Consider the following 21,999-nt stretch of genomic DNA (forward strand, 5'->3'; position numbering starts at 1 on the left):
CCTGCCAGAGGCCAGTAATTTTCCAAGCGGAGGTTTGACGCTGCCGGCTCGGCGCAGTATTTTGTTCGTTATACAAATCATTGTTCGTATCACGAACAATGAGCGTCGAACAAAAGACCCAACCGAAGAGGGCACAGCCATGGCCGAGTTCCTGAGCCTGCATGACGCGGTGGCGCGCTACGTCGAAGACGGCGCCACCGTGGCCATGGAGGGCTTCACCCACCTGATTCCGTTCGCCGCCGGTCACGAAGTGATCCGCCAGAAGAAGCGCAACCTCACCCTGATCCGCATGACCCCGGACCTGGTCTACGACCAGATGATCGGCGCTGGCTGCGCCAGGAAGGTGATCTTCTCCTGGGGTGGCAACCCCGGCGTGGGCTCGCTGCACCGCCTGCGCGACGCGGTCGAGAAGGGCTGGCCGCACAAGGTCGAGATCCTCGAGCACAGCCACGCCGCCATGGCCTGCGCCTTCGAGGCCGGCGCCGCCGGGCTGCCGCTGGCCGTGCTGCGCGGCTATGTGGGCAGTGAGCTGCCCAGCGTCAACGACCAGATCAAGTTCATCGAGTGCCCTTTACCGGCGAGCGCCTGGCCGCGGTGCCGGCGGTTCGCCCGGACGTCTCCATCGTCCACGCGCAGAAGGCCGACCGCGCCGGTAACGTGCTGGTGGAAGGCATCGTCGGCGTGCAGAAGGAGGCGGTGCTGGCGGCCAAGCAGAGCATCGTCACCGTCGAAGAGATCGTCGACGACCTGCGCGCCGAGCCGGACTATCACCCCAACGCCTGCATCATCCCGGGCTGGGCCATCAGCGCCATCGCCGTGGCCGAGAAGGGCTCGCTGCCCTCCTATGCCCACGGCTACTACCCGCGCAACAACGCCTTCTACAAGGAGTGGGACGGCATCGCCCGCGACCGCGACACCTTCACCCGGTGGATCGAAGAGAACGTCATGAAAGCAGGGGGAACGCCTGATGAGTCGCGTCGATAAGTGCCTGGACTACACCTCGGCGGAGATGATGACCGTCACCGCGGCCCGCGCGCTGGAGAACGGCATGACCTGCTTCGTCGGCATCGGCCTGCCCAGTGAGGCGGCCAACCTGGCGCGCCTGACCCACGCACCGGACGTGGTGCTGATCTACGAATCCGGCACCCTGCAGACCAAGCCCGACGTGCTGCCGCTCTCCATCGGCGACGGCGAGCTGGCCGAGACCGCGCTCACCACCGTTTCCGTGCCTGAAATGTTTCGCTACTGGCTGCAGGGCGGCAAGATCGACGTGGGCTTTCTCGGCACCGCTCAGATCGACCGCTACTGCAACCTCAACACCACCCTGATCGGCGATTACCGAGAGCCCAAGGTGCGCCTGCCGGGCGGCGGCGGTGCGCCGGAAATCGCGACGAACGCGGGTGAGGTATTCATCACCCTGAAGCACTCCAAGCGCGCCTTCGTCGACCGGGTCGACTTCGTCACCACCCTGGGCTTCGGCCGCGACGGCAAGGGCCGCGACGGCGTGCCCAACATCGGCAAGGGGCCCACGCGGGTCATCACCGACCTGTGCGTGATGAAGCCCGACCCCGAGACCAAGGAGCTGGTGGTGGTCTCGCTGCACCCGGGCGTGAGCCGCGAGGACGTGATCGAAGCCACCGGCTGGGAGATCCGCTTCGCCGAGACGCTGGAAAGCACGCCGGAGCCGAGCGCCAACGAACTCGAGATCCTGCGTGAATTGAAGGCTCGCACCGAGCGCGCCCATAGCGTTCAGTAAGCCGAACAGGAGAGTCCCATGACCGACGTATTCCTTTGCCATCCGCGGCGCACCGCCATCGGCCGCTTCGGCGGCACCCTGGCCAGCGTACGCCCCGACGACTTCGCCGCCACCCTCTTCAAGGCGGTGCTGGCCGAGGCTCCGGACCTCGACCCGGCCGCCATCGAAGAGGTCTTCATGGGCTGCGCCAACCAGGCCGGTGAGGACAACCGCAACGTGGCGCGCATGTCCGCCCTGCTGGCGGGCCTGCCCACCTCGGTGCCCGGCACCACCATGAACCGCCTGTGCGGCTCCGGCATGGACGCGGTAGGCACCGCCTTCCGCGCCATCAAGGCCGGCGAGATGGAGCTGGCCCTGGCCGGCGGCGTGGAGTCCATGTCCCGCGCGCCCTATGTGCTGGGCAAGGCCGACGGCGCCTTCTCCCGCGGCCAGAAGATCGAGGACACCACCATCGGCTGGCGCTTCGTCAACCCGCTGATGAAGAAGGCCTACGGCATCGACTCCATGCCGGAGACCGCCGAGAACGTGGCCGAGCAGTTCAACATCTCCCGCGAGGATCAGGACGCCTTCGCCCTGCGCTCCCAGCAGAAGGCCGCCGCCGCGCAGAAAGCGGGTCGCTTCGCCATCGAGATCACGCCCATCGAGATCCCCCGGCGCAAGCAGGAGCCGCTGGTATTCGATACCGACGAGCACCCGCGCGAGACCACCCTGGAGACGCTGGCCGGGCTGCCGACGCCGTTCCGCGAGGGTGGCAGCATCACCGCCGGCAACGCCTCCGGCGTCAACGACGGCGCCTCCGCCATGCTGGTGGCAAGCCGGGCCGCGGTGGAGCAGCACGGGCTCACGCCCATGGCCCGCATCATCGGCATGGCCACGGCCGGCGTCGAGCCGCGCATCATGGGCTATGGCCCGGTGCCGGCGGTACGCAAGCTGCTCGAACGCACCGGCGTGACCCTGGACGAGATCGACGTGTTCGAGTTCAACGAGGCCTTCGCCGCCCAGGCGCTCGCCTGCACGCGGGAGCTGGGGCTCGCCGACGACGACCCGCGGGTCAACCCCAACGGCGGCGCCATTGCACTCGGCCACCCGCTGGGCATGTCCGGCGCCCGCCTGCTGCTCACCGCCGCCCACGAGCTGCAGCGCACCGGCAAGCGCTATGCGCTGTGCACCATGTGCGTGGGCGTGGGGCAGGGGATCGCGACGCTTATCGAGCGCGCATAACGGGAGATATGTCATGGCTTTCTTAATGAATCAGGGCCGCAGCGTCGCCTACCGCCTGCTTGGCAGCGAGGCCAACCCGCTGGTGGTGCTGGCCCATCCGCTGGGCATGAGCCAGGCGGTGTGGGACGAGCTGCTGCCGGCGCTGCTGCCGCGCTACCGCGTGCTGACCTGGGACCTGCCCGGCCACGGCGCCAGTCAGGCATGGGGGGCGGCTCCGATCACCCCGGCCGACCTGGCCGCTGAGGCGCTGGAGCGTGATCGGCCTGTCGCTGCTTGCCTACGGCTTCGCCCTGCTCAACCCCGCTTCGCTGGTGCTGCTGCTGCTCGGTGCCTACGGGTTGATCGTCCAGCTGTTCCCGATGGTCATGGGCGCCCTGTTCCTGCCCAGGCTGCGTCGCGCCAGCGTCATGCTCGGCGCTCTGGTGGGCAGTATCGCCTACCTGCTGATGGACTTCGTGTGGTCTTCGCCGCTGGGCTGGCATGCCGGCGTCTGGGCCATGCTGCTCAACGTCGCTGTGGTCGCGCTCTGTCAGGTGTGCCTGCAGCCCCGCGCCCAGGGGCATGCCGTGGCGGGGCAAGAGCAATGAATGCAAGGAGCAAGACGATGACGATGAATTCGGAGGGGCTTCCCTCAAGCAGGCCATCGAGGCCGGCGTCGATGCGGCCTTCGGCGAGGTGCAGGCGCTCTATCGCCACCTGCACCAGTATCCTGAATTGCCCTTCCAGGAACATGAGACCGCCGCTCGGCTGGCCGCCGCGCTGGAGGCGCTGGGCTTCGAGGTGACCCGCGGGGTCGGCGGCACGGGCGTGGTGGCGCTGCTGCGTAATGGCGAAGGCCCCACCGTGCTGCTGCGCGGCGACATGGACGCCCTGCCCATCGAGGAGCAGACCGGCCTCGACTACGCCAGCCGGGTGACGGCCATGGGCGTCGACGGCAAGCCGGTGCCGGTGATGCACGCCTGCGGCCACGACCTGCACAGCAGCTGCGCGGTCGGGGCGGGTGCCGTGCTGGCCGGGCTGCAGGCGCGCTGGCGCGGCACGCTGATGGTGGTCTGCCAGCCCGCCGAAGAGATCTTCGGCGGGGCCGGGCCATGCTCGACGACGGCCTTTATACACGCTTCGCGCGGCCCGACGTGGTGCTGGGCCAGCACAACATGCCGGCGCTGGCCGGTACGGTCGGGCATATCGCCGGCAGCGCCATGGCGGCGGCCACCACCCTGGGCGTGACCGTCCACGGAGCCGGCGGGCACGGCTCGATGCCGGCGCAAACCGTGGACCCGGTGGTCATCGCCGCCCATGTGGTCACCCGCCTGCAGAGCATCGTCGCCCGCGAGGTGCCGCCGGAAGAGACCGTGGTAGTCACGGTGGGCAAGCTGCACGCGGGGACCCAGGGCAACATTATCCCGCATTCGGCCGAGCTGGAGATCAACGTGCGCAGCTTCGACGACGCCCTGCACCGCCAGGTGCTGGCCGCCATCGAGCGCATCATCCGGGCCGAGTGCGAGGCGGGGCGCTCGCCCCGGCCGCCCGAGTTCCGCGTGCTCTCCGAAACCGTCGCCATGCACAACGATCCGGTGAGCACGGCGCGGGTCCGCGAGGCACACCGGCAATGCTTCGGCGAGGCGCGGCTGTTCGCCATGCCGCGTCTCAACGGCAGCGAGGACTTTCCCTACTTCGGCAAGGCCGAGGCGGGGGCTTCGGCGGTGACGATATTCCCTGCGTCTACTGGTTTATCGGCATGACGCCGGCGGAGCGCTGGCAGGCCACGCCGGGGGAGAGCGTAGCGGAGAAGATGCGCCACCTCGAGATGCCGCACTCGCCCTACTATTTTCCCGGGCACGCCGAAACCCTCAGGACCGGCATGGCGGCCCTGGCCGCAGGTGCGCTGGCCTACCTGGCGACATGATGCGAGGCACCGGCGGCGTGGCCGTTAGCGACCTCATTACTTTTTCTTATGATGAGGTCAGGCCACGACCCTCAGGAGAACTCTCATGGCGACCCAGATCACCCAGACCCGGCAGCCAGGCGGCATCCGGGTGCTGGCGTTCAGCTGCCCCGAGCGGCGTAATATTCTGGACGAGGCGAGCTACGCCCAGCTGATCGAGCTGCTCGACGCCTGTGCCACCGACGAGGCGGTCAAGGTGGTGATCATCACCGGCAGCGTGAACTGCTTCACCGCCGGCAACGACCTGGCCAACTACAAGGCGCTGGCCGAGGCCAGCCAGGTGCCGGCCATCGCCTTCCTGCGCCGGCTGCACGCCTTCCCCAAGCCGGTGATCGCCGCGGCCGAAGGCCTGGCGCTGGGCCTGGGCACCTCCATCCTGCTGCACTGCGATTTCGCCTACGCCGGCAGTTCGACGCGCTTCTTCCTGCCCTTCACCCATTTCGCCCTGACCCCGCTCGGCGCCACGACCCACCTGCTGCCCAAACTGGCCGGCAACAAGGCGGCCACGGAGCTGCTGATGCTGGGCCGCCCCTTCCCGGCGTCGCGGGCGCTGGCGCTGGGCCTGCTCACCGACACCACGCCCGACGGCAAGGCGCTGGACCAGGCGCTGGACTGCGCCGAGCGCCTGCTGGCCAAGCCCCAGGCGGCGCTGCTGGCTACCAAGGCGCTGCTGCGCGAGGCCGACGCCGAGGCCGTCGAGCGGGCCTTCGCCCGCGAGGAGCAGCGCCTGCTGGAGCGCTGCCGGGCGCCCGAAGCCCAGGCGGCGATCGACGCCTTCTTCGCCGGCAAGCGCGGCTGCTGAGGGCGGTACGTCCCTGCTGAGCGGAGGCCGGCCATGTGGCGAAGCGCCGTCTACGATTTCTTGATCCTGCGGCTGACCGCGCGCTGGTACGCCGAGGTGCTGGCCAGCCTGCCGGAAGGGGCCGGCGTGCTGGACGTCGGCATTGGCACCGCCGGCGCGCTGCTGGCCAACGCTGACCTGGTGCGGCGCAAGCGGCTGCGCGTCACCGGCATCGACATCGACGCCGACTACGTGCACCGCGCGCGGCGCAGGCTGCACGGCACGCCGCTTGCCGACCAGGTGCAGGTGCACCTGGAGTCGGTCTACGACCACTGCGGCGGGCCTTATGCGGCGATCTACTTCTCGGGCAGCTTCATGCTGCTGCCCGAACCCGAAGGGCGCTGCGCCACTGTTGCACGCTGCTCGAGCCGCAAGGCCGGCTCTACTTCACCCAGACCTTGCAGCAGCGCCCTTCACCCGCCATGGAGCGGCTCAAGCCCCTGCTCAAGCGGCTGACCAGTATCGACTTCGGGCGGGTGACCTACGAGACGACCTTCCGCGCGCAGCTGCACGCGGCCGGCCTGAGCGTGGAACGCTTCGAGGTGCTGGCGCGGCATGGCCAGCGGGCGTCCTGCCTGGTGGTGGCCAGGCCCGGCGCTACGGCGGGCCTGGCGCGCTAAGCCGCGGGGAGGTGCTGCCACCAGCGCCGCGGCGTGGTGCCGTCGGCCAGCGCCAGGGCGGCGGCGGCAAGCTCGTCGGGCTGCAGCGCCGCCAGCGCTTGGGCCTCCGCTTCCCACGGCAGCGGTGGCCAGGGCGGGTTGGCCCGGCAGGGCGCCTGGCGCAGCGCCTGCCACAGCCGCCGATGGGCCTCGGCGGCGGTTTCGGGCGGCCCCGCCTGTGCCGCCAGGGCATGCCGGCGGCGGCGGAAGGCGGCGACGTCGAGCGTGGCCAGTGCGGCACTCTCGCCGCTGACGAAGGCGGCAATGGCATCGCGTAGCGCCGCGGCCGGGGTGTGCGGCGACTGCACCACGTAGCCCAGGCGCGGTACGCCCGAGGCCTCGCGATAGCGCACCACGGCCACATAGCCGAGGCCCTGCCGCTGGCGCATCTCCTGCTGGAAGGCCGCATCGTGGCACTGCGCCAGCAGCTGGAACAGCCAGCGCCCGCGGGGCGAGGCCTCGCCGATCATTTCGAGCATCACGACCCGATCATCGCCCTGGGGCGTGACCAGGATGTCACCGTCGCCTGCTTCCGGGCAGCCCCGGCTCGTTTTCCCTGCGTGCACGCCTTCCTGGCTGCCGGCGTTTTCCCGCTTGGGGTTGCGATACAGTGCAGCCAGGTGCGGGCGCAGTGCGGCGACGGCATCGTCCGGTGCCAGGCGGCCGCTGACCCAGCAGCGCAGCGGCTGCGCCCCGTCCGATGACGGGGCCTCGGGCGGAAGCTGGCGCTCCAGCTGCGCCAGCAGCCGCTGGGCGATCAGGCCGACGGCGGCAGGGGCGGCGGTCCTCGGTGCATCGGCCTTTGCCGGCCAGGCGGCCAGCGCCCGGCTCAGCAGGGCGGGTAGGCGTTCGGCGTTGCCGCTCGCCATCAGCCAGTCGCCGCGGGCATCGCCGCCGAGCGCCAGCCGCATGCCGTGGCGAGCGGCCGCCTGGCGCAGGGCCAGGGTGGTGCGCTGCCAGTGCGCCAGCCGCGCCGGCTGGTCGCTGGCGTTAGCCGGCCAGCCGAGACAGCCGCTGGCCATGGGCGCATCGGTGCGTGCGCTGGGGTCGCCCTGCCATAGCAGCAGGTCGCTCTCAGACGGCGCGTCCGCACGGCCGGTGGCCCGGCGCGTTTCGTGGGAGCGTGGCAGTGCGGGCGGGCGGCGGGGTGGTGGCGGTGCGCAGGGCGCTGGCCACGCCTCGCTGCGCCAGCGGGTGTTGGTCTCGTTCAGGGTGCACCAGGGCCGGCGTGCGCCGGGCCTGCCACAGCAGCCGGCAGCGCTCGGGTGCCAGCCATGTTTCCAGCTCCTTAGCCGGTGCCTTTCCCGGCCGCTCTGTCGGCTCCTTCGTCAGCCGCCGGGGAGCGGCGCTGCGTCGGGCAGCGCCTGCCCGGCCAGGCGGCAGGCATGGTGGCGCGGCCAGGCATCGAGGCACGCCGGGGGCGGCGCCACGCTGGCGGCGGGGCCCCCGCCGCCCGGGCGACGGCCTGGCGGCAGCCGGCCAGCAGGGCGCCGAGCGCGGCGCCCTCGGGCACGGGGGCGAGGCGCAGCGCCAGGGCCGGGCCGGTGCCGGCGGGGCTGAGCGTTACGTCGAGGCTGGCCAGTTCGGTGACGCCCTGCAGCGTGGCGGCAAGCTGGCCATCGTTGAGGCGGGCGGTCACGGCGGCCAGGCGCTCGGCTTCGGCTGCGGCGAGGGCGCCGGGCAGCGGCCAGAACAGCTCCAGCGCGCTGGCGCTGTCGTCGGGGCGCACCAGGCGACCGCCCCCGGTGCGCCCCAGCGCCAGCGGCCGGTGCGCTCGGGTGCCCGGCCTAGCGGCAGCCCGGCGCCATGGCGTGCCAGCAGGGCGAGCTGCTGCTCCAGCGGCAGCGGTCCCAGCATGACCAGCGCCATGCTCCCGGCGCGGTAGTGGCGGTGGTGGAAGGCGGCGAGGCGCCCGGCCAGGCGGGCCGGGTCGTGGCCCAGCGTGCTGCGGTTGCCGGCATGGCAGCGGCGGGCCGGATGCCCTTCGTGACAGAGCCGGCCGAGTGCCGCCAGCCGGTGCAGGTCGGGGTCGGCCAGCCGGGCGCGGAACTCCGCGTCGAGCACTGCTACCTCGTGGGCGATGCGCTCGTGGGCCAGGCGTGGCGCGGCGAGCATGTCCACCAGCCGTGCCAGACCCTCGTCGGCGTCGGCGGGCGGCAGGTGCAGGTGGACATCGGTAACGCTTTCGTCGGTGCGGGCGTTGTAGCGTCCGCCCCGTTCACCCACCCAGCCAGAGAGCTCGCCGGGATCGGGAAGCGGCACGAGCCCTGGAAGAGCATGTGCTCGAGCAGGTGGGCCAGGCCCAGGCAGTCGTCGGGCTCGTCCAGGTAGCCCACCCCCACCGCGGCGACCAGGCGCTGCAGGCGCGCGCTGGCCACTTCCGCCGCAGCGATCCACAGCCCGCTTGGCAGTTGTACCTCCTGCAAGCGGCTGCCCGGCGGCAGCCCCGCGCGGCGGGCCGCGTCGTCGTCGAGAGGGGCGGGGCGTTCATTGGCGGCAGAACACTCGCGACTCATGCACGTTGCGCAGGGTCAGCGCCTCGATGGCGCGGGTGGCGGTGTCGGCCTCGCGGCGGGCAGCCTCGATCAAGTGGTGATCCGGCGACAGCGAGCAGACCGGGTCGGTGGCCGCGGCATCGCCGGTGAGCAGGTAGGCCTGGCAGCGGCAGCCGCCGACGTCCTTGTGGCGCTCGTCACAGCTGCGACAGGGTGCCTGCATCCAGGCGTCGCCGCGGTAGCGGTTGAACGGCTCGCTGTCGTACCAGATCTCCCTGAGGCCCCGGTCGCGCACGTTGGGAAACGTCATCGGCAGCATGCGCGCGCTGTGACAGGGCAGCACCGCGCCGTCCGGGGCCACGGTCATGAAGATCGAGCCCCAGCCGCCCATGCACGCCTTGGGGCGCTCGCCGTAGTAGTCGGGCACCACGAACAGCAGGCGCATGTCACGACCGCGCTCGGCCAGACGCTCGCGCCAGCGCGCGGTGGTGGCCTCGGCGGCCTCGAGCTGGGCGCGGCTCGGCAGCAGGCCCTCGCGGTTGAGGTGGGCCCAGCCGTACATCTGGCAGTTGGCCAGCTCCACCGCGTCGGCCCCCAGCTCGTCGCACAGGGCAATGATCTCGTCGATGCGGTCGATGTTGTGGCGGTGCAGCACCACGTTGAGCACCATGGGGTAGCCGGCAGCCTTGACCGCCCGCGCCATGGCGAGTTTCTTGGCATGGGCCTTGGGCGAGCCGGCCACGGCCGCGGCGACGTCGGGGTCGGCGGCCTGCAGGCTGATCTGGATATGGTCGAGGCCGGCCTCGCGCAGCGCCGCGATGCGCGCCTCGTCGAGACCGAGCCCGGAGGTGATCAGGTTGGTGTAGAAGCCGAGCCGGCGCGCCTCGGCCACCAGCTCTTCCAGGTCGCGCCGCACCAGCGGCTCGCCGCCGGAAAACCCCATCTGCACTGCGCCCATGGCGCGGGCCTGGGCCAGTACGTCGATCCACTCCGCGGTGGTGAGCTCCTCCTGCACCGCGGCGAAGTCCAGCGGGTTGGAGCAGTAGGCGCACTGCAGCGGGCAGCGGTAGGTGAGCTCGGCGAGCAGCCACAGCGGCGCGCCGGTGGCGCCGTTGACGGCGGCGGTATCGGTTCGGTCAGTCATGCTGGATCCACCCTTGTCGGGCGGCATCGAGCAGGAACTCGTGGACGTCCTGTTCGATCGCCGCGGCGGGGGCATCGGGGAACTGCGCCTGCAGGTTGGCCACCAGGCTGGCTACGTCGCGCTGGCCGTCGAGCTGATTCAGGATGGCACCGGCGCTGTCGTTGAGCTGCACCATGCCTTCGGGATAGAGCAGCACGTGGCGGCCCTGGGCCTGCTCCCACTGCAGGCGCCAGCCGGGGCGCAGACGATAGACGGTGGCGGAGTCGAGCGTGGCCATCACACCCCCTGTGGTAGACGCGCAGGTCGGTGACCGAGTGGTAGGGCGGCCGCTCGAGCTGGTAGGCCAGGGTCATGGCGTCGAGCATCGACCACAGCACGTCGAGCTTGAACTGCAGGATCTCCAGCGCGCGCTGCTGGGCAGCAGCGGTGGTGCACACCGCCAGCGCCACCTCCAGGCCGTGCTCGACGTCGCGGCGGGCCTCCTTCAAGCGCTTGCGGAAGTAGCCGTAGCCGGCCTCGTCGATCCAGGGATAGTGGGTCGGCCAGGTGTCGAGGCGGCTCTGATGTGCCTGAGGGGCGAACAGCTCGGTGAGCGAGGAGATCGCCGCCTCGCGCCAGTCGGCCCGACGCACGAAGTTGACGTAGGCGTCCACCGCGAAGCGCACGCCGGGCAGCACGTGTTCCTGCGACCAGAGCTCGTCGCGGGTCAGGCCCACCGCCTCGCCCAGGGTCAGCCAGGCCTCGATGCCGCCGCCGTCGGCGTCATGGCCGTCGTGGTCGAGCAGGCGCTGGATCCAGCGGCGGCGGGTGGCGGCGTCGGGACAGTTGGCCAGCAGCGCGGCGTCCTTCTGCGGGATGTTGACCTGGTAGTAGAAGCGGTTGGCGACCCAGCCGCGAAGCTGCTCCGGCGTGGCGCGGCCCTCGGCCATGTCGACCTGGTAGGGGTGGTGGATGTGGTAGTAGGCGCCCTTGGCCAGCAGCGCTTCGCGGAACGCCTCGGGGAAAGCGCCGGGGTGTCGGGGGTGGGCGCTGGGTCGGTGAGGGGTGATGCGATTGAACTCATGAGGCGATTCCTTCCCATTGCATGGCGTACGTGTGCGTTGTAGTGACGTCGCTCCGATGTTGCGGTTCGGCGCGGCTCAGATCTCCAGGCGCATGCCGTCGAAGGCCACCTCGATGCCGGCCTCGGCCAGGGTGGCGCGCTGCGGCGAGCCTTCGTCGAGGATCGGGTTGGTGTTGTTGATATGGATCAGCACCCGGCGGGTGGCAGGCGACAAGCGGTCGAGCTCCTCCAGCAGGCCGCCCGCCCCGGCCAGGGCCAGGTGCCCCATGTCGGTACCGGTCGACTTGCCCACGCCGGCGCGAATCAGCTCGTCGTCGTGCCACAGGGTGCCGTCGACCAGTACGCAGTCGGCCTGGGCGAGGTAGGCGCGCACCCGGTCGTCCAGCCGGCCGAGCCCCGGGCCGTAGAATAGCCGCGTGCCGCGGGTGCGGTCCTCGATCAGCAGGCCGATGTTGTCGCCCGGGGTCGGCGCGCCGCGGCGCGGCGAGTAGGGCGGGGCGTTGCTGCTCAGTGCCACGGCGGTGAACGCCAGGCCGGGGCAGGCGGGAATCTCGAAGGCGGCTTCCAGGTGGTTGTCGTCGATGGCAATCGGCTGCCAGTTCAGCCCGCCCCAGTGCTCGAGCATGGTGAACAGTGGAAAGCCACTGCTCAGGTCCTGGTGTACGTTGGGTGTGCACCACACGTCGAAGGGACAGCCTTCGCGCAGCGACAGCAGGCCGGTGGTGTGATCGATCTGGGCGTCCACCAGCAGCACGCCCGAAATGCCGCTGTCGCGGGGAATCTTGCGCGGGTGCAGCTCGGGATTGGCGTTCAGCTGGGCGCGGATGTCCGGCGAGGCGTTGCACAGCAGCCAGCGCTCGCCGTCGCTGCTGATGGCGATCGATGATTGGGTGCGCGGGGTGGCCTCAAGGCTTCCTTCCCGTTGGCCGCGGCACAGCGGGCAATTGCAGTTCCACTGGGGAAAGCCGCCGCCGGCGGCAGCCCCAGAACCAGTACATGCATGGTTGGCTCCGTGCCTGAGGGTGAAGGTATGGGGTCGTGGCAGGGGCCGACGCTGCGCCAGCGCCAGCCCAGGGGCAGGAGTGCCGGTTCAGCGGTTGGAGATGTACAGGGTAACTTCGAAGCCGAGGCGCAGGTCGGTGTAGGCGGGTTTGGTCCACATAGGAAATTCTCCACGTCGTCAGGTGATAAGACAGATTGCCGCTTCCAGTTAAGCAGTTCGAGAGTTGCCTGCCTTCCTACCTAAGTCGTAGCAGACCTGCGACCTTGGCGCTGCACCGCGGGAGAATTGCCGATAAGAAAAGCGGCTATTGATACCATCAGCAAAAGCTATTGGTGGTGGGAATCGTTTTTGTTCTACTCTGTAGCGGTGTCGGCTTGGCCGACCCCTTCATTTGTCTGCATCCCTGCATGACACTTTTTGACCCGCCCTCGTGGCGGGTCTTTTTAATCCAGCCTGTTGCGTCAACCCAGGCTCACGTTGAGAGAGCCGCTCAGGGCCTGCGCTCGTCGCGCACCTCGTAATCCCCTTCCAGCAGCTCGTGTTCGCCGTTGCCGTAGCGGGTTTCGCGATAGCGGGTCTCGCGCGCGTAGTAGCCGTTGCCGGCCTCTCTGGCCTGCTCGGCACGCAGCTGCTCGAGGCGCTTCTTCATGCGGTAGCGCACGATCGGCAGCATGGCCCAGCCGAGCAGCAGGAAGAACAGGCCGAGCACGGTGCCGACGATCAGCAGCACGCCGAACAGCAGCCAGGTCAGGATCAGCTTGAGCCCGCCCAGCGGGCCACGAGGAGACTGGCTGGCCCGGGCGCGCCACTGCTGGGCTGCCTGCCAGGCGGCGTTGCGGCGTGGGTCGTTGGGATCGAACATTGACATCTCCGGCGGAGTGGCTCCGCGTGCGGGTGGGTCGGTATCTGTTGGAGAGCGAGGTGCGCCAAACGTTCCAGGGTTGCAGGCTATCACAGCCATAGCCGCCACAGGGCGGCGGCGAGGATACCGGCGGCGATGGCGGCGAGCGCCTTCTGCGTCGTCAGCATCACGCCGAGTGTGGCAACCAGCGCCACGCGCGCCCCCAGTCGCCCTGGATGGCCAGCGGGGTGATTACCGCGATCAGCACCGAGCCCGCCATGGCGTTGATGAAGCGCTCGACCTTGGGCCCGATCGGCACGTGCGCCATCACGAACACGCCGCCGGCACGGGTGAGGTAGGTGACGAGTGCCATGATGAGGATGGCGGCGACGACGCCGGCTGCGGTGGCGGGAAGCGTCATGGCGCTGCCTCCCCGGTGCGCTTGGGCGGCAGCAGTACGCCCGCCAGACCGCCGGCAACGGCGCCGACGATGACATGGGCATGCGGCGGCAGCCAGGCCATGGCGGCCACCGCTGCGATGGCAGCTGCTGCCCAGGGCAGCAGCATGGAGAGGTCGCGGCGCCCGCCAACCAGCATCGCCAGCAGGAAGCAGCCCATGATGACGTCCAGACCGAAGCGCTCCGGCTGCTCGATGCCGCTGCCGAAGATCACGCCAAGCAGGGTGCCGGCCAGCCAGGTCAACCACAGGGTGATGCCGCCGCCGACCAGCATGCCGAGGTTGGTCTCGCCGCGCTGGCGGTCGGCGACCGCCATGGCCCAGTTGGAGTCGCTCATCAGCACCACGCTGCCGTAGCGCTGGCCCGGCGGCAGGTGGGCCAGCCAGGGTTGGATGGCGGCGCCCATCAGCAGGTGGCGGGCGTTGATGGCGAAGGTAATGGCAATTAGCGGCAGCAGCGGAATCTCGGGCCCCACAGCTCTAGGGCGGCGAACTGGGAGGCGCCGGCGAACACCAGCGCACTCATCAGCAGCGCCTCGTGGCTCGACAGGCCGCGCGAAAGCGCGGCGACACCGAAGGCCAGGCCGAACACCACCACGAACAGCGACAGTGGTGCCATGCGGCGGATGCCAACCAGGATGCCGGCGAGATCGAGCCTGGCGCCAGGAGGTGAGGGGTCATGCGTGCCATATCTCCGACACGATCTCATAGCTGCGCAGGCGGTCGGCGCTGGCATAGGTGTCGGTATTGAGCATCAGCTCGTCGGCGCCGGTCTGTTCGAGGAAGTGCTCGAGCCCTTCGCGCACGGTGTCGGGTCCGCCGATCACCGCGGCACCGAGGAACTGCTCCACCTGGGTGCGCTCCATGGGGGTCCAGTCGAGGCTCTCCTTCGGCGGCAGCGAACGGGTGCGCTGGCCGCGAACCATGCCGAGGAATTTCTGGCGGGTGGTGGAGGCGAGGAACTGGGCGCGTGCGTCGCTCTCGGCAGCAATGACCGGCAGGCCGACCATGGCGTAGGGCTGCGCCAGGACGTCCGACGGGCGGAAGTTGTCGCGATACAGCCGCAGCGCCTCGTGCAGGTAGCCGGGGGCGAACTGGGCGGCAAAGGCGAACGGCAGCCCCTCGCGAGCGGCAAGCTGGGCGCTGTAGCCGCTGGAGCCGAGCAGCCAGATCGGCACCCGGGTGCCCTGGCCCGGCACCGCGCGCACCCGCTGGCCGGGCTGCTCCTCGCTGAGAAAGGCCTGCAGTTCGGCCAGCTGGTCGGGGAAGTCGTTGACCCCGGCATAGGGGTCGCGGCGCAGTGCGGCCATGGTCGCGGCATCGGAGCCCGGGGCGCGGCCCAGCCCCAGGTCGATGCGCCCGGGGAAGAGGGTTGCGAGGGTGCCGAACTGCTCGGCGATCACCAGCGGCGGGTGGTTGGGCAGCATGATGCCGCCGCTGCCCACGCGGATGCGTGAGGTGGCGCCGGCAACATGGCCGATCAGCACCGCGGTGGCGGCACTGGCGATACCGTCGAGGCTGTGGTGCTCGGCCAGCCAGTAGCGAGTGAAGCCCAGGCGCTCGGTCAGTTGGGCCAGGGCCACGCTTTCGGCGAAGCTGTCGGCGATGGTGCCGCCCTGGCGGATCGGCGCCAAGTCGAGCACGGAGAGAGGGGTCGTGGCGAGTCGGGACATGGTGCGACGCTCGTGAATTGTTTAGCCTGCTTTGCATCAGCATCGTCGCAGATGCGATGGGATGCAATGCTCTTGCTGCGAATTTGCCGGTTGGCTGTGTGTCCGTGGGGGCAGCTGCTGGGCTGAAGGCGTTCACGAACGAAGCGAAAGGAATCCAATATGGCCAACCATGGAGGGCAGCGGGTCTTTGCCGCCTCGGCACTGATCATTTTCGGGCTGGTGCTCGTCGGTGCCGGCTTTCCCGATCAGTTCGCAGCGGCGGCGGATGCCGCCCTTGCCGGCGTGACGCGCCTGTTCGGCTGGTTCTACCTCATTTCGGTATTCGGTTTCGTGATCTTCCTGCTGGTGCTGGCCTTCAGCAAGTACGGCAAGATTCGGCTGGGCCCGCAGGACAGTACGCCGAGCTTTAGCTTTTTCTCCTGGATCAGCATGCTGCTGGCGGCAGGGTTCGGCGTGGGGCTGGTGTTCTACGGCATGGCCGAGCCGATGTTCCACTACATCGACCCGCCCTACGGCGATGTGCCGGCGGAAACCACCGCCTCGGCGCGCTATGCCATCCAGTACAGCTACTTCAATTGGGGTGTGCACCAGTGGGCGGCGTTCGCGGTAGTGGGGTTGATCATCGCCTACTTCCAGTTCCGCAAGGGGCAGGCCGGGCTGGTCTCCTCGGTGCTCTCCTCGGTGGCGGCGAAATACCCGCGGGTGCGGCCCTATGCGCCCACGCTGGACGTGTTCGCGGTGGTGGCCACGGTGATGGGGGTGGCTACCTCGCTGGGCCTGGGCGTGCTGCAGATGAACGGGGGCTCAATGCCGTGTTCGGCCTGCCGGAAAATGTGCTGTGGCAGTTCATCATCCTGTTCGTGATGTTCCTGGCCTACATGGCCTCGACCTGGTCGGGGCTGGACAAAGGTATCCGGCGGCTCTCCAACCTCAACATGATCCTATGCATCGGGCTAATGCTCTATGTGCTGATCACCGGGCCCACGGTGATGATTCTTGAGACCATCACCCTGGGCATCGGCGACTACCTGCAGAACTTCATCGGCATGAGCCTGCGCATCTCGCCCTTCACCGACAACACCTGGGCCGCCAGCTGGACCATCTTCTACTGGGCCTGGGTCATCGCCTGGTCGCCGTTCGTGGGCACCTTCGTGGCTCGCGTGTCGCGCGGGCGCACCATCAAGCAGTACGTGTTCGGCGTGCTCATCGTGCCGCCGCTGCTGGCCTGCCTGTGGATCGGTGTGTTCGGTGGCGCGGCGCTGCACATGGAGCTGAACGGCGATGTCGGCCTGGCCGCGGCCACTGAAGCCAACATCACCGTGGCGCTGTTCGAGATGTTCGACCTCATGCCCTTCACCGGCGTGCTGTCGGTGATCGCGATGCTGCTCATCTTTATCTTCCTGGTCACCTCGGCCGACTCGGCCTCCTATATCGTGGCGCAGATGACCGACAACGGCTCGATCAACCCGCCGCTGTTCAAGCGCGTGGTCTGGGGGTGCTGATCGCCGCCATCTGTCTCACGCTGATCGCCGCGGGCGGGCTCTCGGGCCTGCAGTCGGCGTCGGTGCTCTCGGCGCTGCCGTTCACCTTCATTCTCTACGGCATGATCGTGGTGCTGGTACGCGAGCTTCGCGCCGACCGCCAGGCCATGCTGACCCAGCTCTACCGCCGTCATGGCGAGACGCCGGTGGGCGCCGACGCCTTCGAGGCCGAGGCGCTGGGCGAGCAGGAGCGGCTGCGGCGGGCGCCCAACGTGGTCAATCGGCGTATTCATCGGCGTGAAGGAGGCTAGATGGTTGACAACGGCGGTAGCCAGGCGTGGTGACAGGTCGTAAGCTTGAGAAAGAATCGGGTATCGGATGCCTACCATGTCTCTCATCGGCTCACGCCAACGCCCGCTGCAGCGCGGCGCCACCCGGCGCCGCCAGCCGCGTCGCCATTCTCCGGGCGGCTTCGATCGCTGGCTCGATCGTGCGGTGGATGTCGCCGTGATCACCGCGCTGCTGGTGGGTGGCGTGGCGCTGATCCTCACGCTGCTGCTCTGACCCCGCCTCGCGATGCGCATGCTGCTGATCGTGCTGCTGCTGCTCGCCCTCGGGGCGGCGGCCTGGTGGCACTTCGAGGAGGCGATCCCCCGTCACTGGCACCCCTGGGCACCGCTGCACGTCGACGACCCGCTGACGCCGGTGACGAAATGGAAGCTGCACCGTCTGGCCGATGATCGCGAGGGCTGCCTGGCGGCGCTGGACACCGTTCCCGACGGCGCGCTGCGCATGACCCCGCTGGAGGATCACGAGCCGGTGGCGGGCTGCCCGCTGCACAACGTGGTGCGCATGCAGCGCAGCGAGGTCACCTTCAACGCCAGCTTCGTCGCTGCCTGCCCGCTGGCACTGGCCTGGGTCATGTACGAACGCCAGCGGCTCCAGCCCGCGGCGCTGGCCCATCTCGACAGCCGCGTGGTGCAGGTGGAGCATTACGGCAGCTTTGCCTGTCGAAACATCTACGGACGCGAGGCCGGCCGGCGCAGCGAGCACGCCACCGCCGAGGCGCTGGACGTGGCGGCCTTCCACCTTGAGGATGGACGGCGCGTCAGCCTGCTGCAGCACTGGGATGCCGAGGATGCGCGCGGCGCTTTCCTGCGCGAGGCGCGCGACGGCGCCTGCGAGCTGTTCGGCAACGTGCTGGGCCCCGACTACAACCAGGCCCACGCCGACCACTTCCACTTCGGCATGCGCGGCTTTCGCCTGTGCCGTTGATGAGCCGGCAGGCTCGCACAGGATCACCGACCCCCATACACTCAAAGGCAGTCATTCGTCGCCGTTTGCTGAGAGACAAGGCTTATGCTGGGATTTCTGCAGGGGTTTGCCTACGGCCTCTTCCTTACCTGCCTGCCCTGGGCGCTGGTGGGGCTGGTCAATCCTCGGCTGGCGGTGCCCACCGAGAACCCCGGCCGGCTGCAGGTAGTGTTTCGCTACGGTCTGCTGGTGCCCTTCCTCAGCATGCTGCTGTGGCTGACCTCGCTGTGGGGGGCTTCGGGCCGAGCCTGGGCGGCTGGCTCGCCGGGCTGGCGGCGATCGGCATTGCGCTGCCGCTGGAGCGCGGCTGGCGGCGCTGGCGGACGCGGCGCCACCAGCAGCGGCTGAAGGCCAAGCTCGACGCCGAGGCGCAGCGCCAGCGGGCCGCGCACGAGCGGCAGGCGCGCGAGGCCGGTGTCGCCGAACTCGACCCCAGCCGGCCGCCGGTGGATGCCGACGACCTGGTGCTGGCCCTGTGCCGGGCCAAGCAGGGGCTGCTCGAGGTGCAGCGGCCCGACCTGGCGGCCCAGGTCGATCGCTTCTATACCCGCTACAGCCATGTCATGACGCTGCTCGGCGCGCGCTTCGACCCCGGCGAGCTGGCCTACGAGCGCTCGCGTCGCCTGGTCACTGAGGTGTGCCTGGGGGCGGTGGATGCCTTCGGCTCGATGGCGGGCCAGGCTCGCGGGGTGGCGGGGCTGGACGGCGACTACGTGCGCCGCCGCCTGGCCCAGGAGGAGGCCGGGCTCGCGGTGGAGGAGCGCATCGCCCTGAAGCGGCGCCTGGAGCTGATCGAGGAGACCGACAAGCGGCTGCGACGCCTGGCGGCGCGTAACGAGTCGGCGCTGACCCTGCTTGACGATGCCGCGGTGGCTCTGGCGCGGATCGAAACCGGCCGCCCCCAGGCCTCGCTGGCCACCGACCAGGCGCTGGAAGAGCTGCGCCGCTTCATCGGCGGGGCGGAACGCTACAGCCGCAGCGAGCGGCGCTGAGTCTGGCGCCGCTTCGCCTGATCTTGTTTGTGAACGATCCAGAAGGGGAAGACGCTTATGAACTCGCCGTTGGAAACTGGCTCGCCGCTCTCCCTGCCGCCGGTGGAGGTGATCGCCAAGGAGCTGGGGCAGGCCGACCCCGAGCCGACGCCCGAGGTGGAGCTCGAGGTCGACGACCCGCAGCTGCAGCGCATGGCCGACGCCTTTGTCGACGAGGTGCTCTCCGGCGACGATGGCAGCCTGGCACGCCAGCGCCGGGCGGTGGACGAGATGGGCCTGGAGCTGCAGCAGCAGGCCGCCCATCACAGCGAGATGCTGCAGACCCCGCTGCGCAAGCTGGCGCACCAGGGCGATGAAGGCGGGCCGGTGGCCAAGGCGCTGCTCGATCTGCGCGGCCATATGCAGACCCTCGACCCCCAGCAGCACCGCCTGGCGTCGGGCCCGTTCGACCGCCTGCTGGCGCGGATACCCGGCGCCGGTGGCCGCGTGCAGCGCTATTTCCGCAAGTTCGAGAACGCCCAGCAGGCGCTCGACGCCATCATCGCCGACCTCGAGGCGGGGCGTGACATGCTGCGCCGCGACAACATCACCCTCGGTGACGACCAGGAGAGCCTGCGTAGCCTGCTGGCCCGGCTCACGCGCCAGATCGACCTCGGCCGCCTGATCGACCGGCGCCTTGGCCAGGCGCTGGAACAGCGGGGCGGTGAGCACCCCCAGCGCGCCTTCATCGAAGAGGAGCTGCGCTTTCCGCTGCGCCAGCGCATCGTCGACCTGCAGCAGCAGATGGCGGTGAGCCAGCAGGGCGTGCTGGCGCTGGAAGTGATCATTCGCAACAACCGCGAGCTGATCCGCGGCGTCGACCGGGCGATTCATGTCACCGTCTCGGCGCTGACGGTGGCGGTCGCTGTGGCGCTGGCGCTGGCCAACCAGCGGCTGGTGCTGGATCGCGTCGAGTCGCTCAATACCACCACCTCCGACCTGATCGCCGGCACCGCCAGGGCGCTGCGCCAGCAGGGGTGGAGATCCAGACCCGCGCGGCTTCCGCGCAGCTCGACATGCAGGCGCTGGAAGAGGCCTTCGGCGAGGTGATGGGTGCCATCGACGACCTGTCGCGCTACCGCCGGGAGGCGCTGCCGCAGCTCGACGCCCAGATCGATCGCCTGGCGGCGCTGGCGCGCCGTGGCGACGAGGCCATCGATAGGCTGCAGCGCGGCAGCGAGGCGCACGCCACGCCGCTGGAGGCGAACGTACGCCCGGCCGACGATACGCCGCGCGGCGGCTAGGCGGGTGGATGCCGCCCGGGAGGGCCGCGAGTGAAACTCCCGCTAGGTGTAAGCCCCGCTAGGTGTAAACCCCGCTAGGGCGAGCCCCTGGGCGGGCGGTGCGACGGCGGCGCGTCCGGGGGCGTGGCGTCACGCGTCTCGCGCTCATGGGCGCTGGCATCGCGCCAGGCCTTGCGCATCAGCTCCCAGGCCTCCTCCACGCCCTGCTGCAGCGAGTCCCAGGCCGCCTCGCCGGCCGTCTGCAGCGCCTCGAGGCGGCGGCGGGTCTCGTCGCGGCGCTGCTTGAGCCGCTCGATATCCTCCCGATAGCGCGTCTGGGCCTCGGCCCCGGCGCGGCGTGCCCGTTCGGAAAGGGCGTCGATTTCGGCATTCCACTCGTCCAGTCGCGCCTTCATCTGCTCGACGAACTCATCGCGTCTGTTCATGGCGTCTCTCCATTGGCGGATCTTCTTCTATCGAGTACGCCTGGCCCGGGCGGTTCCCCGGGCTCAGCTGTGCGCTACCACCCGATCGCGGCCCTGATGCTTGGCCTGATAGAGCTGCGCATCGGCCTGGGCCAGCAGCTCGGCACAGTTCAGCCCATCGGCCGGGGTCGCGCTGGCCACGCCGAGGCTTGCAGTGATCCGGTCGCTGCCTGCGGCGTAGGCGTGGGGGATGTTCAGCTCGCTGATGCCGTGACGGATCTGTTCGGCGACCTGCAGGGCACCCTGCAGATCGGTGTCGGGCAGCACGCAGACGAACTCCTCGCCGCCGTAGCGTGCCACCAGGTCCGCGGCACGATGCACCACGCCGGTCAGAACATCGGCCACGCTGCGCAGAGTGTCGTCGCCGGCCAGATGGCCGTAGTGGTCGTTGTACTCCTTGAAGTGGTCGATATCGATGAAGATGATCGACAGGGCGCTGCCCGAGCGCATGGCGCGCTGCCACTCGGCTTCGAGGAAATCGTCGAAGCGGCGGCGATTGGCGATGCCGGTCAGGCCATCCATGGTGGAGATGTGCCGCAGCCGGTCGCGCTGGTCGAGGCCGCTCTGGAAGGCGACCAGCAGCTCGTCGAGACTGTGCACCAAGTCGCCCAACTCGTCGTTGGAGTGGTGCCTGAGCCGGGGCTTGGGCCACTGGCCCGGCCGGCGCGGATCGGTGGCCACGATGGCGGCGTGGACCCTGAGCAGCGGGCGCGTGATGAAGCCGTGGAACAGGGCGACGACCAGCACCGCGATGACCAGCGCCTTGAGCACGCCCAGGGTGAAGACGAAGCGGCTGTGGCTGAGGAAGTCGTGATACAAGGCGCTGATGGCCAGGGTCATGTGCAGCTCCCCGACCGGCTGGGGTGCGCCGTCGTCCTCGGTGCCGTAGTAGAGGGTGCGCTGGTAGTGCAGGATGTCGCCGAACAGGAGGTCGGCGAGCCGGCCGGTGGCGGGCTCCCAGGGCAGGCTGCGCGAGGCCATGGTGCGCCCGAAGTCGTCGCGCATGATGACGCGGGCGGTGCGGCCGCCGCCATACAGCCCTTCCACCACCTGCGAGGCGAGGTCGGGGTTGAGCTGGAAGGCGGCCTCGGCGGAGGTTCCCAGCACCAGGTCGAGGCGGTAGTCGGTCTGCTGCACGATCTCCTGTCGCATCAGCCGGGTGTCGAGCGCCAGCTCGATCGCGCCCGCCAGGACGCTCAGCAGCAGCACGAGCGGCAGGGTCAGCATGGCCTGCTTGACGGTCAGGCTGCGGCGTTCTCCCGGTCGACGTTCCTTGTCGGGGTGGGGTATCACGGTGGTGCGTCTCCTTGGGCGGCGGGCTGTCGATCCAGCGCCGCCTGCAAGCGTGCCACGAAAGGCTCCGGCAC

General features: G+C 69.7%; 25 protein-coding genes and 7 pseudogenes. 16 read left to right on the forward strand and 16 right to left on the reverse strand.

What is annotated here, in order from left to right; genetic code table 11:
* The first annotated feature begins 139 nt into the window (after positions 1-139).
* The 11 genes and pseudogenes from ACUDAL_RS18850 (at position 140) to ACUDAL_RS18900 (ending at position 6,383) form a co-directional block, all read left to right on the forward strand.
* Positions 140-984: pseudogene (locus ACUDAL_RS18850) on the forward strand (CoA transferase subunit A).
* Positions 968-1,756, forward strand: coding sequence for a CoA-transferase subunit beta (locus tag ACUDAL_RS18855; RefSeq protein WP_444679211.1), 789 nt, complete (start codon positions 968-970; stop codon positions 1,754-1,756). Before ACUDAL_RS18850 ends, ACUDAL_RS18855 begins: the two are co-directional and overlap by 17 nt.
* Before the next feature lie 18 nt (positions 1,757-1,774).
* Positions 1,775-2,977, forward strand: coding sequence for a 3-oxoadipyl-CoA thiolase (gene pcaF, locus ACUDAL_RS18860; RefSeq protein ID WP_444679212.1), 1,203 nt, complete (start codon positions 1,775-1,777; stop codon positions 2,975-2,977).
* A gap of 106 nt (positions 2,978-3,083) precedes the next feature.
* Positions 3,084-3,176, forward strand: a pseudogene (locus tag ACUDAL_RS18865) (alpha/beta fold hydrolase); the annotation flags it as partial.
* Between the two features lie 55 nt (positions 3,177-3,231).
* A complete protein-coding gene (locus ACUDAL_RS18870) occupies positions 3,232-3,564 on the forward strand; it encodes a hypothetical protein (RefSeq protein ID WP_444679213.1) in 333 nt (110 codons plus the stop codon).
* On the forward strand, positions 3,539-4,204 hold the full coding sequence (locus ACUDAL_RS18875; RefSeq protein ID WP_444679214.1) for a M20/M25/M40 family metallo-hydrolase: 666 nt from the start codon (positions 3,539-3,541) through the stop codon (positions 4,202-4,204). Before ACUDAL_RS18870 ends, ACUDAL_RS18875 begins: the two co-directional genes overlap by 26 nt.
* Entirely contained in the window at positions 4,177-4,719 is a 543-nt protein-coding gene (locus ACUDAL_RS18880) for a peptidase dimerization domain-containing protein (RefSeq protein ID WP_444679215.1), read from the forward strand. Before ACUDAL_RS18875 ends, ACUDAL_RS18880 begins: the two co-directional genes overlap by 28 nt.
* Positions 4,716-4,883, forward strand: a complete 168-nt coding sequence (locus ACUDAL_RS18885) for a hypothetical protein (protein ID WP_444679216.1) — start codon at positions 4,716-4,718, stop codon at positions 4,881-4,883. The genes ACUDAL_RS18880 and ACUDAL_RS18885 overlap by 4 nt, the downstream gene beginning before the upstream one ends.
* An 85-nt stretch (positions 4,884-4,968) precedes the next feature.
* The gene (locus ACUDAL_RS18890) at positions 4,969-5,724 is read left to right on the forward strand and encodes an enoyl-CoA hydratase-related protein (protein WP_444679217.1); all 756 of its coding nucleotides are present in this window, start codon (positions 4,969-4,971) and stop codon (positions 5,722-5,724) included.
* A gap of 33 nt (positions 5,725-5,757) precedes the next feature.
* Positions 5,758-6,219 carry an SAM-dependent methyltransferase gene (locus tag ACUDAL_RS18895; RefSeq protein ID WP_444679218.1) on the forward strand — a complete coding sequence of 154 codons (462 nt, stop codon included), beginning with the start codon at positions 5,758-5,760 and terminating at the stop codon, positions 6,217-6,219.
* Entirely contained in the window at positions 6,186-6,383 is a 198-nt protein-coding gene (locus tag ACUDAL_RS18900) for a hypothetical protein (protein ID WP_444679219.1), read from the forward strand. The genes ACUDAL_RS18895 and ACUDAL_RS18900 overlap by 34 nt, the downstream gene beginning before the upstream one ends.
* Here ACUDAL_RS18900 and ACUDAL_RS18905 read toward each other — a convergent pair.
* The 14 genes and pseudogenes from ACUDAL_RS18905 to ACUDAL_RS18970 all read right to left on the reverse strand — a co-directional run bounded on the left by ACUDAL_RS18905 (position 6,380) and on the right by ACUDAL_RS18970 (position 15,098).
* Positions 6,380-7,444 (reverse strand): hypothetical protein, encoded by a 1,065-nt coding sequence (locus ACUDAL_RS18905; RefSeq protein ID WP_444679220.1) that lies wholly within the window; start codon positions 7,442-7,444, stop codon positions 6,380-6,382. The two genes, ACUDAL_RS18900 and ACUDAL_RS18905, sit on opposite strands and share 4 nt — an antisense overlap.
* 266 nt (positions 7,445-7,710) lie before the next feature.
* Positions 7,711-8,151 (reverse strand): hypothetical protein, encoded by a 441-nt coding sequence (locus tag ACUDAL_RS18910; RefSeq protein ID WP_444679221.1) that lies wholly within the window; start codon positions 8,149-8,151, stop codon positions 7,711-7,713.
* Positions 8,058-8,684 (reverse strand): hypothetical protein, encoded by a 627-nt coding sequence (locus ACUDAL_RS18915; protein ID WP_444679456.1) that lies wholly within the window; start codon positions 8,682-8,684, stop codon positions 8,058-8,060. Before ACUDAL_RS18915 ends, ACUDAL_RS18910 begins: the two co-directional genes overlap by 94 nt.
* A gap of 32 nt (positions 8,685-8,716) precedes the next feature.
* Positions 8,717-8,938: pseudogene (locus tag ACUDAL_RS18920) on the reverse strand (hypothetical protein); the annotation flags it as partial.
* Positions 8,910-10,061 carry a pyrroloquinoline quinone biosynthesis protein PqqE gene (gene pqqE, locus ACUDAL_RS18925; RefSeq protein ID WP_444679222.1) on the reverse strand — a complete coding sequence of 384 codons (1,152 nt, stop codon included), beginning with the start codon at positions 10,059-10,061 and terminating at the stop codon, positions 8,910-8,912. The pseudogene ACUDAL_RS18920 and the gene pqqE, both read right to left, overlap by 29 nt.
* Positions 10,054-10,338, reverse strand: a complete 285-nt coding sequence (gene pqqD / locus ACUDAL_RS18930) for a pyrroloquinoline quinone biosynthesis peptide chaperone PqqD (protein WP_444679223.1) — start codon at positions 10,336-10,338, stop codon at positions 10,054-10,056. Before pqqD ends, pqqE begins: the two co-directional genes overlap by 8 nt.
* A 4-nt stretch (positions 10,339-10,342) precedes the next feature.
* Positions 10,343-11,110: pseudogene (pqqC, locus tag ACUDAL_RS18935) on the reverse strand (pyrroloquinoline-quinone synthase PqqC); the annotation flags it as partial.
* A 90-nt stretch (positions 11,111-11,200) separates the two neighbouring features.
* Positions 11,201-12,126 (reverse strand): annotated as a pseudogene (pqqB, locus tag ACUDAL_RS18940) (pyrroloquinoline quinone biosynthesis protein PqqB).
* A gap of 88 nt (positions 12,127-12,214) precedes the next feature.
* Positions 12,215-12,286, reverse strand: coding sequence for a pyrroloquinoline quinone precursor peptide PqqA (gene pqqA / locus ACUDAL_RS18945; RefSeq protein ID WP_081786101.1), 72 nt, complete (start codon positions 12,284-12,286; stop codon positions 12,215-12,217).
* Positions 12,287-12,617: 331 nt separating this feature from the next.
* The gene (locus ACUDAL_RS18950) at positions 12,618-12,995 is read right to left on the reverse strand and encodes a hypothetical protein (protein ID WP_444679224.1); all 378 of its coding nucleotides are present in this window, start codon (positions 12,993-12,995) and stop codon (positions 12,618-12,620) included.
* 160 nt (positions 12,996-13,155) lie between these two features.
* Entirely contained in the window at positions 13,156-13,389 is a 234-nt protein-coding gene (locus ACUDAL_RS18955; RefSeq protein WP_444679225.1) for an AzlD family protein, read from the reverse strand.
* A complete protein-coding gene (locus tag ACUDAL_RS18960) occupies positions 13,386-13,901 on the reverse strand; it encodes an AzlC family ABC transporter permease (protein ID WP_444679226.1) in 516 nt (171 codons plus the stop codon). The genes ACUDAL_RS18955 and ACUDAL_RS18960 overlap by 4 nt, the downstream gene beginning before the upstream one ends.
* Positions 13,871-14,044 carry an AzlC family ABC transporter permease gene (locus ACUDAL_RS18965; RefSeq protein WP_444679227.1) on the reverse strand — a complete coding sequence of 58 codons (174 nt, stop codon included), beginning with the start codon at positions 14,042-14,044 and terminating at the stop codon, positions 13,871-13,873. The genes ACUDAL_RS18960 and ACUDAL_RS18965 overlap by 31 nt, the downstream gene beginning before the upstream one ends.
* 58 nt (positions 14,045-14,102) lie before the next feature.
* Positions 14,103-15,098: an LLM class flavin-dependent oxidoreductase gene (locus tag ACUDAL_RS18970; RefSeq protein ID WP_444679228.1), complete on the reverse strand. Its 996-nt coding sequence runs from the start codon at positions 15,096-15,098 to the stop codon at positions 14,103-14,105.
* A 159-nt stretch (positions 15,099-15,257) separates the two neighbouring features.
* Here ACUDAL_RS18970 and ACUDAL_RS18975 point away from each other — a divergent pair.
* The 5 genes and pseudogenes from ACUDAL_RS18975 (at position 15,258) to ACUDAL_RS18995 (ending at position 20,168) form a co-directional block, all read left to right on the forward strand.
* Positions 15,258-16,890, forward strand: a pseudogene (locus ACUDAL_RS18975) (BCCT family transporter).
* Between the two features lie 76 nt (positions 16,891-16,966).
* The gene (locus ACUDAL_RS18980) at positions 16,967-17,143 is read left to right on the forward strand and encodes a hypothetical protein (protein WP_444679229.1); all 177 of its coding nucleotides are present in this window, start codon (positions 16,967-16,969) and stop codon (positions 17,141-17,143) included.
* A gap of 12 nt (positions 17,144-17,155) precedes the next feature.
* On the forward strand, positions 17,156-17,854 hold the full coding sequence (locus tag ACUDAL_RS18985; protein WP_444679230.1) for an extensin-like domain-containing protein: 699 nt from the start codon (positions 17,156-17,158) through the stop codon (positions 17,852-17,854).
* A 266-nt stretch (positions 17,855-18,120) separates the two neighbouring features.
* A complete protein-coding gene (locus tag ACUDAL_RS18990) occupies positions 18,121-18,885 on the forward strand; it encodes a cobyrinic acid a,c-diamide synthase (RefSeq protein WP_444679231.1) in 765 nt (254 codons plus the stop codon).
* A 57-nt stretch (positions 18,886-18,942) separates the two neighbouring features.
* A pseudogene (locus tag ACUDAL_RS18995) lies at positions 18,943-20,168 on the forward strand (toxic anion resistance protein).
* A gap of 74 nt (positions 20,169-20,242) precedes the next feature.
* On the opposite strand, the gene ACUDAL_RS19000 reads toward ACUDAL_RS18995, so the two are convergent.
* Positions 20,243-20,593, reverse strand: coding sequence for a hypothetical protein (locus ACUDAL_RS19000; RefSeq protein WP_444679232.1), 351 nt, complete (start codon positions 20,591-20,593; stop codon positions 20,243-20,245).
* Positions 20,594-20,656: 63 nt separating this feature from the next.
* Complete coding sequence (locus tag ACUDAL_RS19005; RefSeq protein ID WP_444679233.1) at positions 20,657-21,925, reverse strand: GGDEF domain-containing protein; 1,269 nt, start codon at positions 21,923-21,925, stop codon at positions 20,657-20,659.
* Positions 21,926-21,999: the final 74 nt, after the last annotated feature.

It is taken from the genome of Halomonas sp. E19 (assembly GCF_052439355.1).
GTDB lineage: Bacteria > Pseudomonadota > Gammaproteobacteria > Pseudomonadales > Halomonadaceae > Halomonas.

What these genes read in the sequence shown, in the direction of transcription:
- ACUDAL_RS18955 (WP_444679225.1), bottom strand. Translation starts at nt 13,389, where the DNA reads ATGACGCTTCCCGCCACCGCAGCCGGCGTCGTCGCCGCCATCCTCATC.
- pqqE (WP_444679222.1), bottom strand. Translation starts at nt 10,061, where the DNA reads ATGACTGACCGAACCGATACCGCCGCCGTCAACGGCGCCACCGGCGCG.
- ACUDAL_RS18950 (WP_444679224.1), bottom strand. Translation starts at nt 12,995, where the DNA reads ATGTCAATGTTCGATCCCAACGACCCACGCCGCAACGCCGCCTGGCAG.
- ACUDAL_RS18875 (WP_444679214.1), top strand. Translation starts at nt 3,539, where the DNA reads ATGCCGTGGCGGGGCAAGAGCAATGAATGCAAGGAGCAAGACGATGAC.
- ACUDAL_RS18985 (WP_444679230.1), top strand. Translation starts at nt 17,156, where the DNA reads ATGCGCATGCTGCTGATCGTGCTGCTGCTGCTCGCCCTCGGGGCGGCG.
- ACUDAL_RS18980 (WP_444679229.1), top strand. Translation starts at nt 16,967, where the DNA reads ATGTCTCTCATCGGCTCACGCCAACGCCCGCTGCAGCGCGGCGCCACC.
- ACUDAL_RS18895 (WP_444679218.1), top strand. Translation starts at nt 5,758, where the DNA reads ATGTGGCGAAGCGCCGTCTACGATTTCTTGATCCTGCGGCTGACCGCG.
- pqqD (WP_444679223.1), bottom strand. Translation starts at nt 10,338, where the DNA reads ATGGCCACGCTCGACTCCGCCACCGTCTATCGTCTGCGCCCCGGCTGG.
- ACUDAL_RS18885 (WP_444679216.1), top strand. Translation starts at nt 4,716, where the DNA reads ATGACGCCGGCGGAGCGCTGGCAGGCCACGCCGGGGGAGAGCGTAGCG.
- ACUDAL_RS18965 (WP_444679227.1), bottom strand. Translation starts at nt 14,044, where the DNA reads ATGGCACCACTGTCGCTGTTCGTGGTGGTGTTCGGCCTGGCCTTCGGT.
- ACUDAL_RS18905 (WP_444679220.1), bottom strand. Translation starts at nt 7,444, where the DNA reads ATGGCCAGCGGCTGTCTCGGCTGGCCGGCTAACGCCAGCGACCAGCCG.
- ACUDAL_RS18900 (WP_444679219.1), top strand. Translation starts at nt 6,186, where the DNA reads ATGGAGCGGCTCAAGCCCCTGCTCAAGCGGCTGACCAGTATCGACTTC.
- pcaF (WP_444679212.1), top strand. Translation starts at nt 1,775, where the DNA reads ATGACCGACGTATTCCTTTGCCATCCGCGGCGCACCGCCATCGGCCGC.
- ACUDAL_RS18880 (WP_444679215.1), top strand. Translation starts at nt 4,177, where the DNA reads ATGGCGGCGGCCACCACCCTGGGCGTGACCGTCCACGGAGCCGGCGGG.
- ACUDAL_RS19000 (WP_444679232.1), bottom strand. Translation starts at nt 20,593, where the DNA reads ATGAACAGACGCGATGAGTTCGTCGAGCAGATGAAGGCGCGACTGGAC.
- ACUDAL_RS18970 (WP_444679228.1), bottom strand. Translation starts at nt 15,098, where the DNA reads ATGTCCCGACTCGCCACGACCCCTCTCTCCGTGCTCGACTTGGCGCCG.
- ACUDAL_RS18890 (WP_444679217.1), top strand. Translation starts at nt 4,969, where the DNA reads ATGGCGACCCAGATCACCCAGACCCGGCAGCCAGGCGGCATCCGGGTG.
- ACUDAL_RS18855 (WP_444679211.1), top strand. Translation starts at nt 968, where the DNA reads ATGAGTCGCGTCGATAAGTGCCTGGACTACACCTCGGCGGAGATGATG.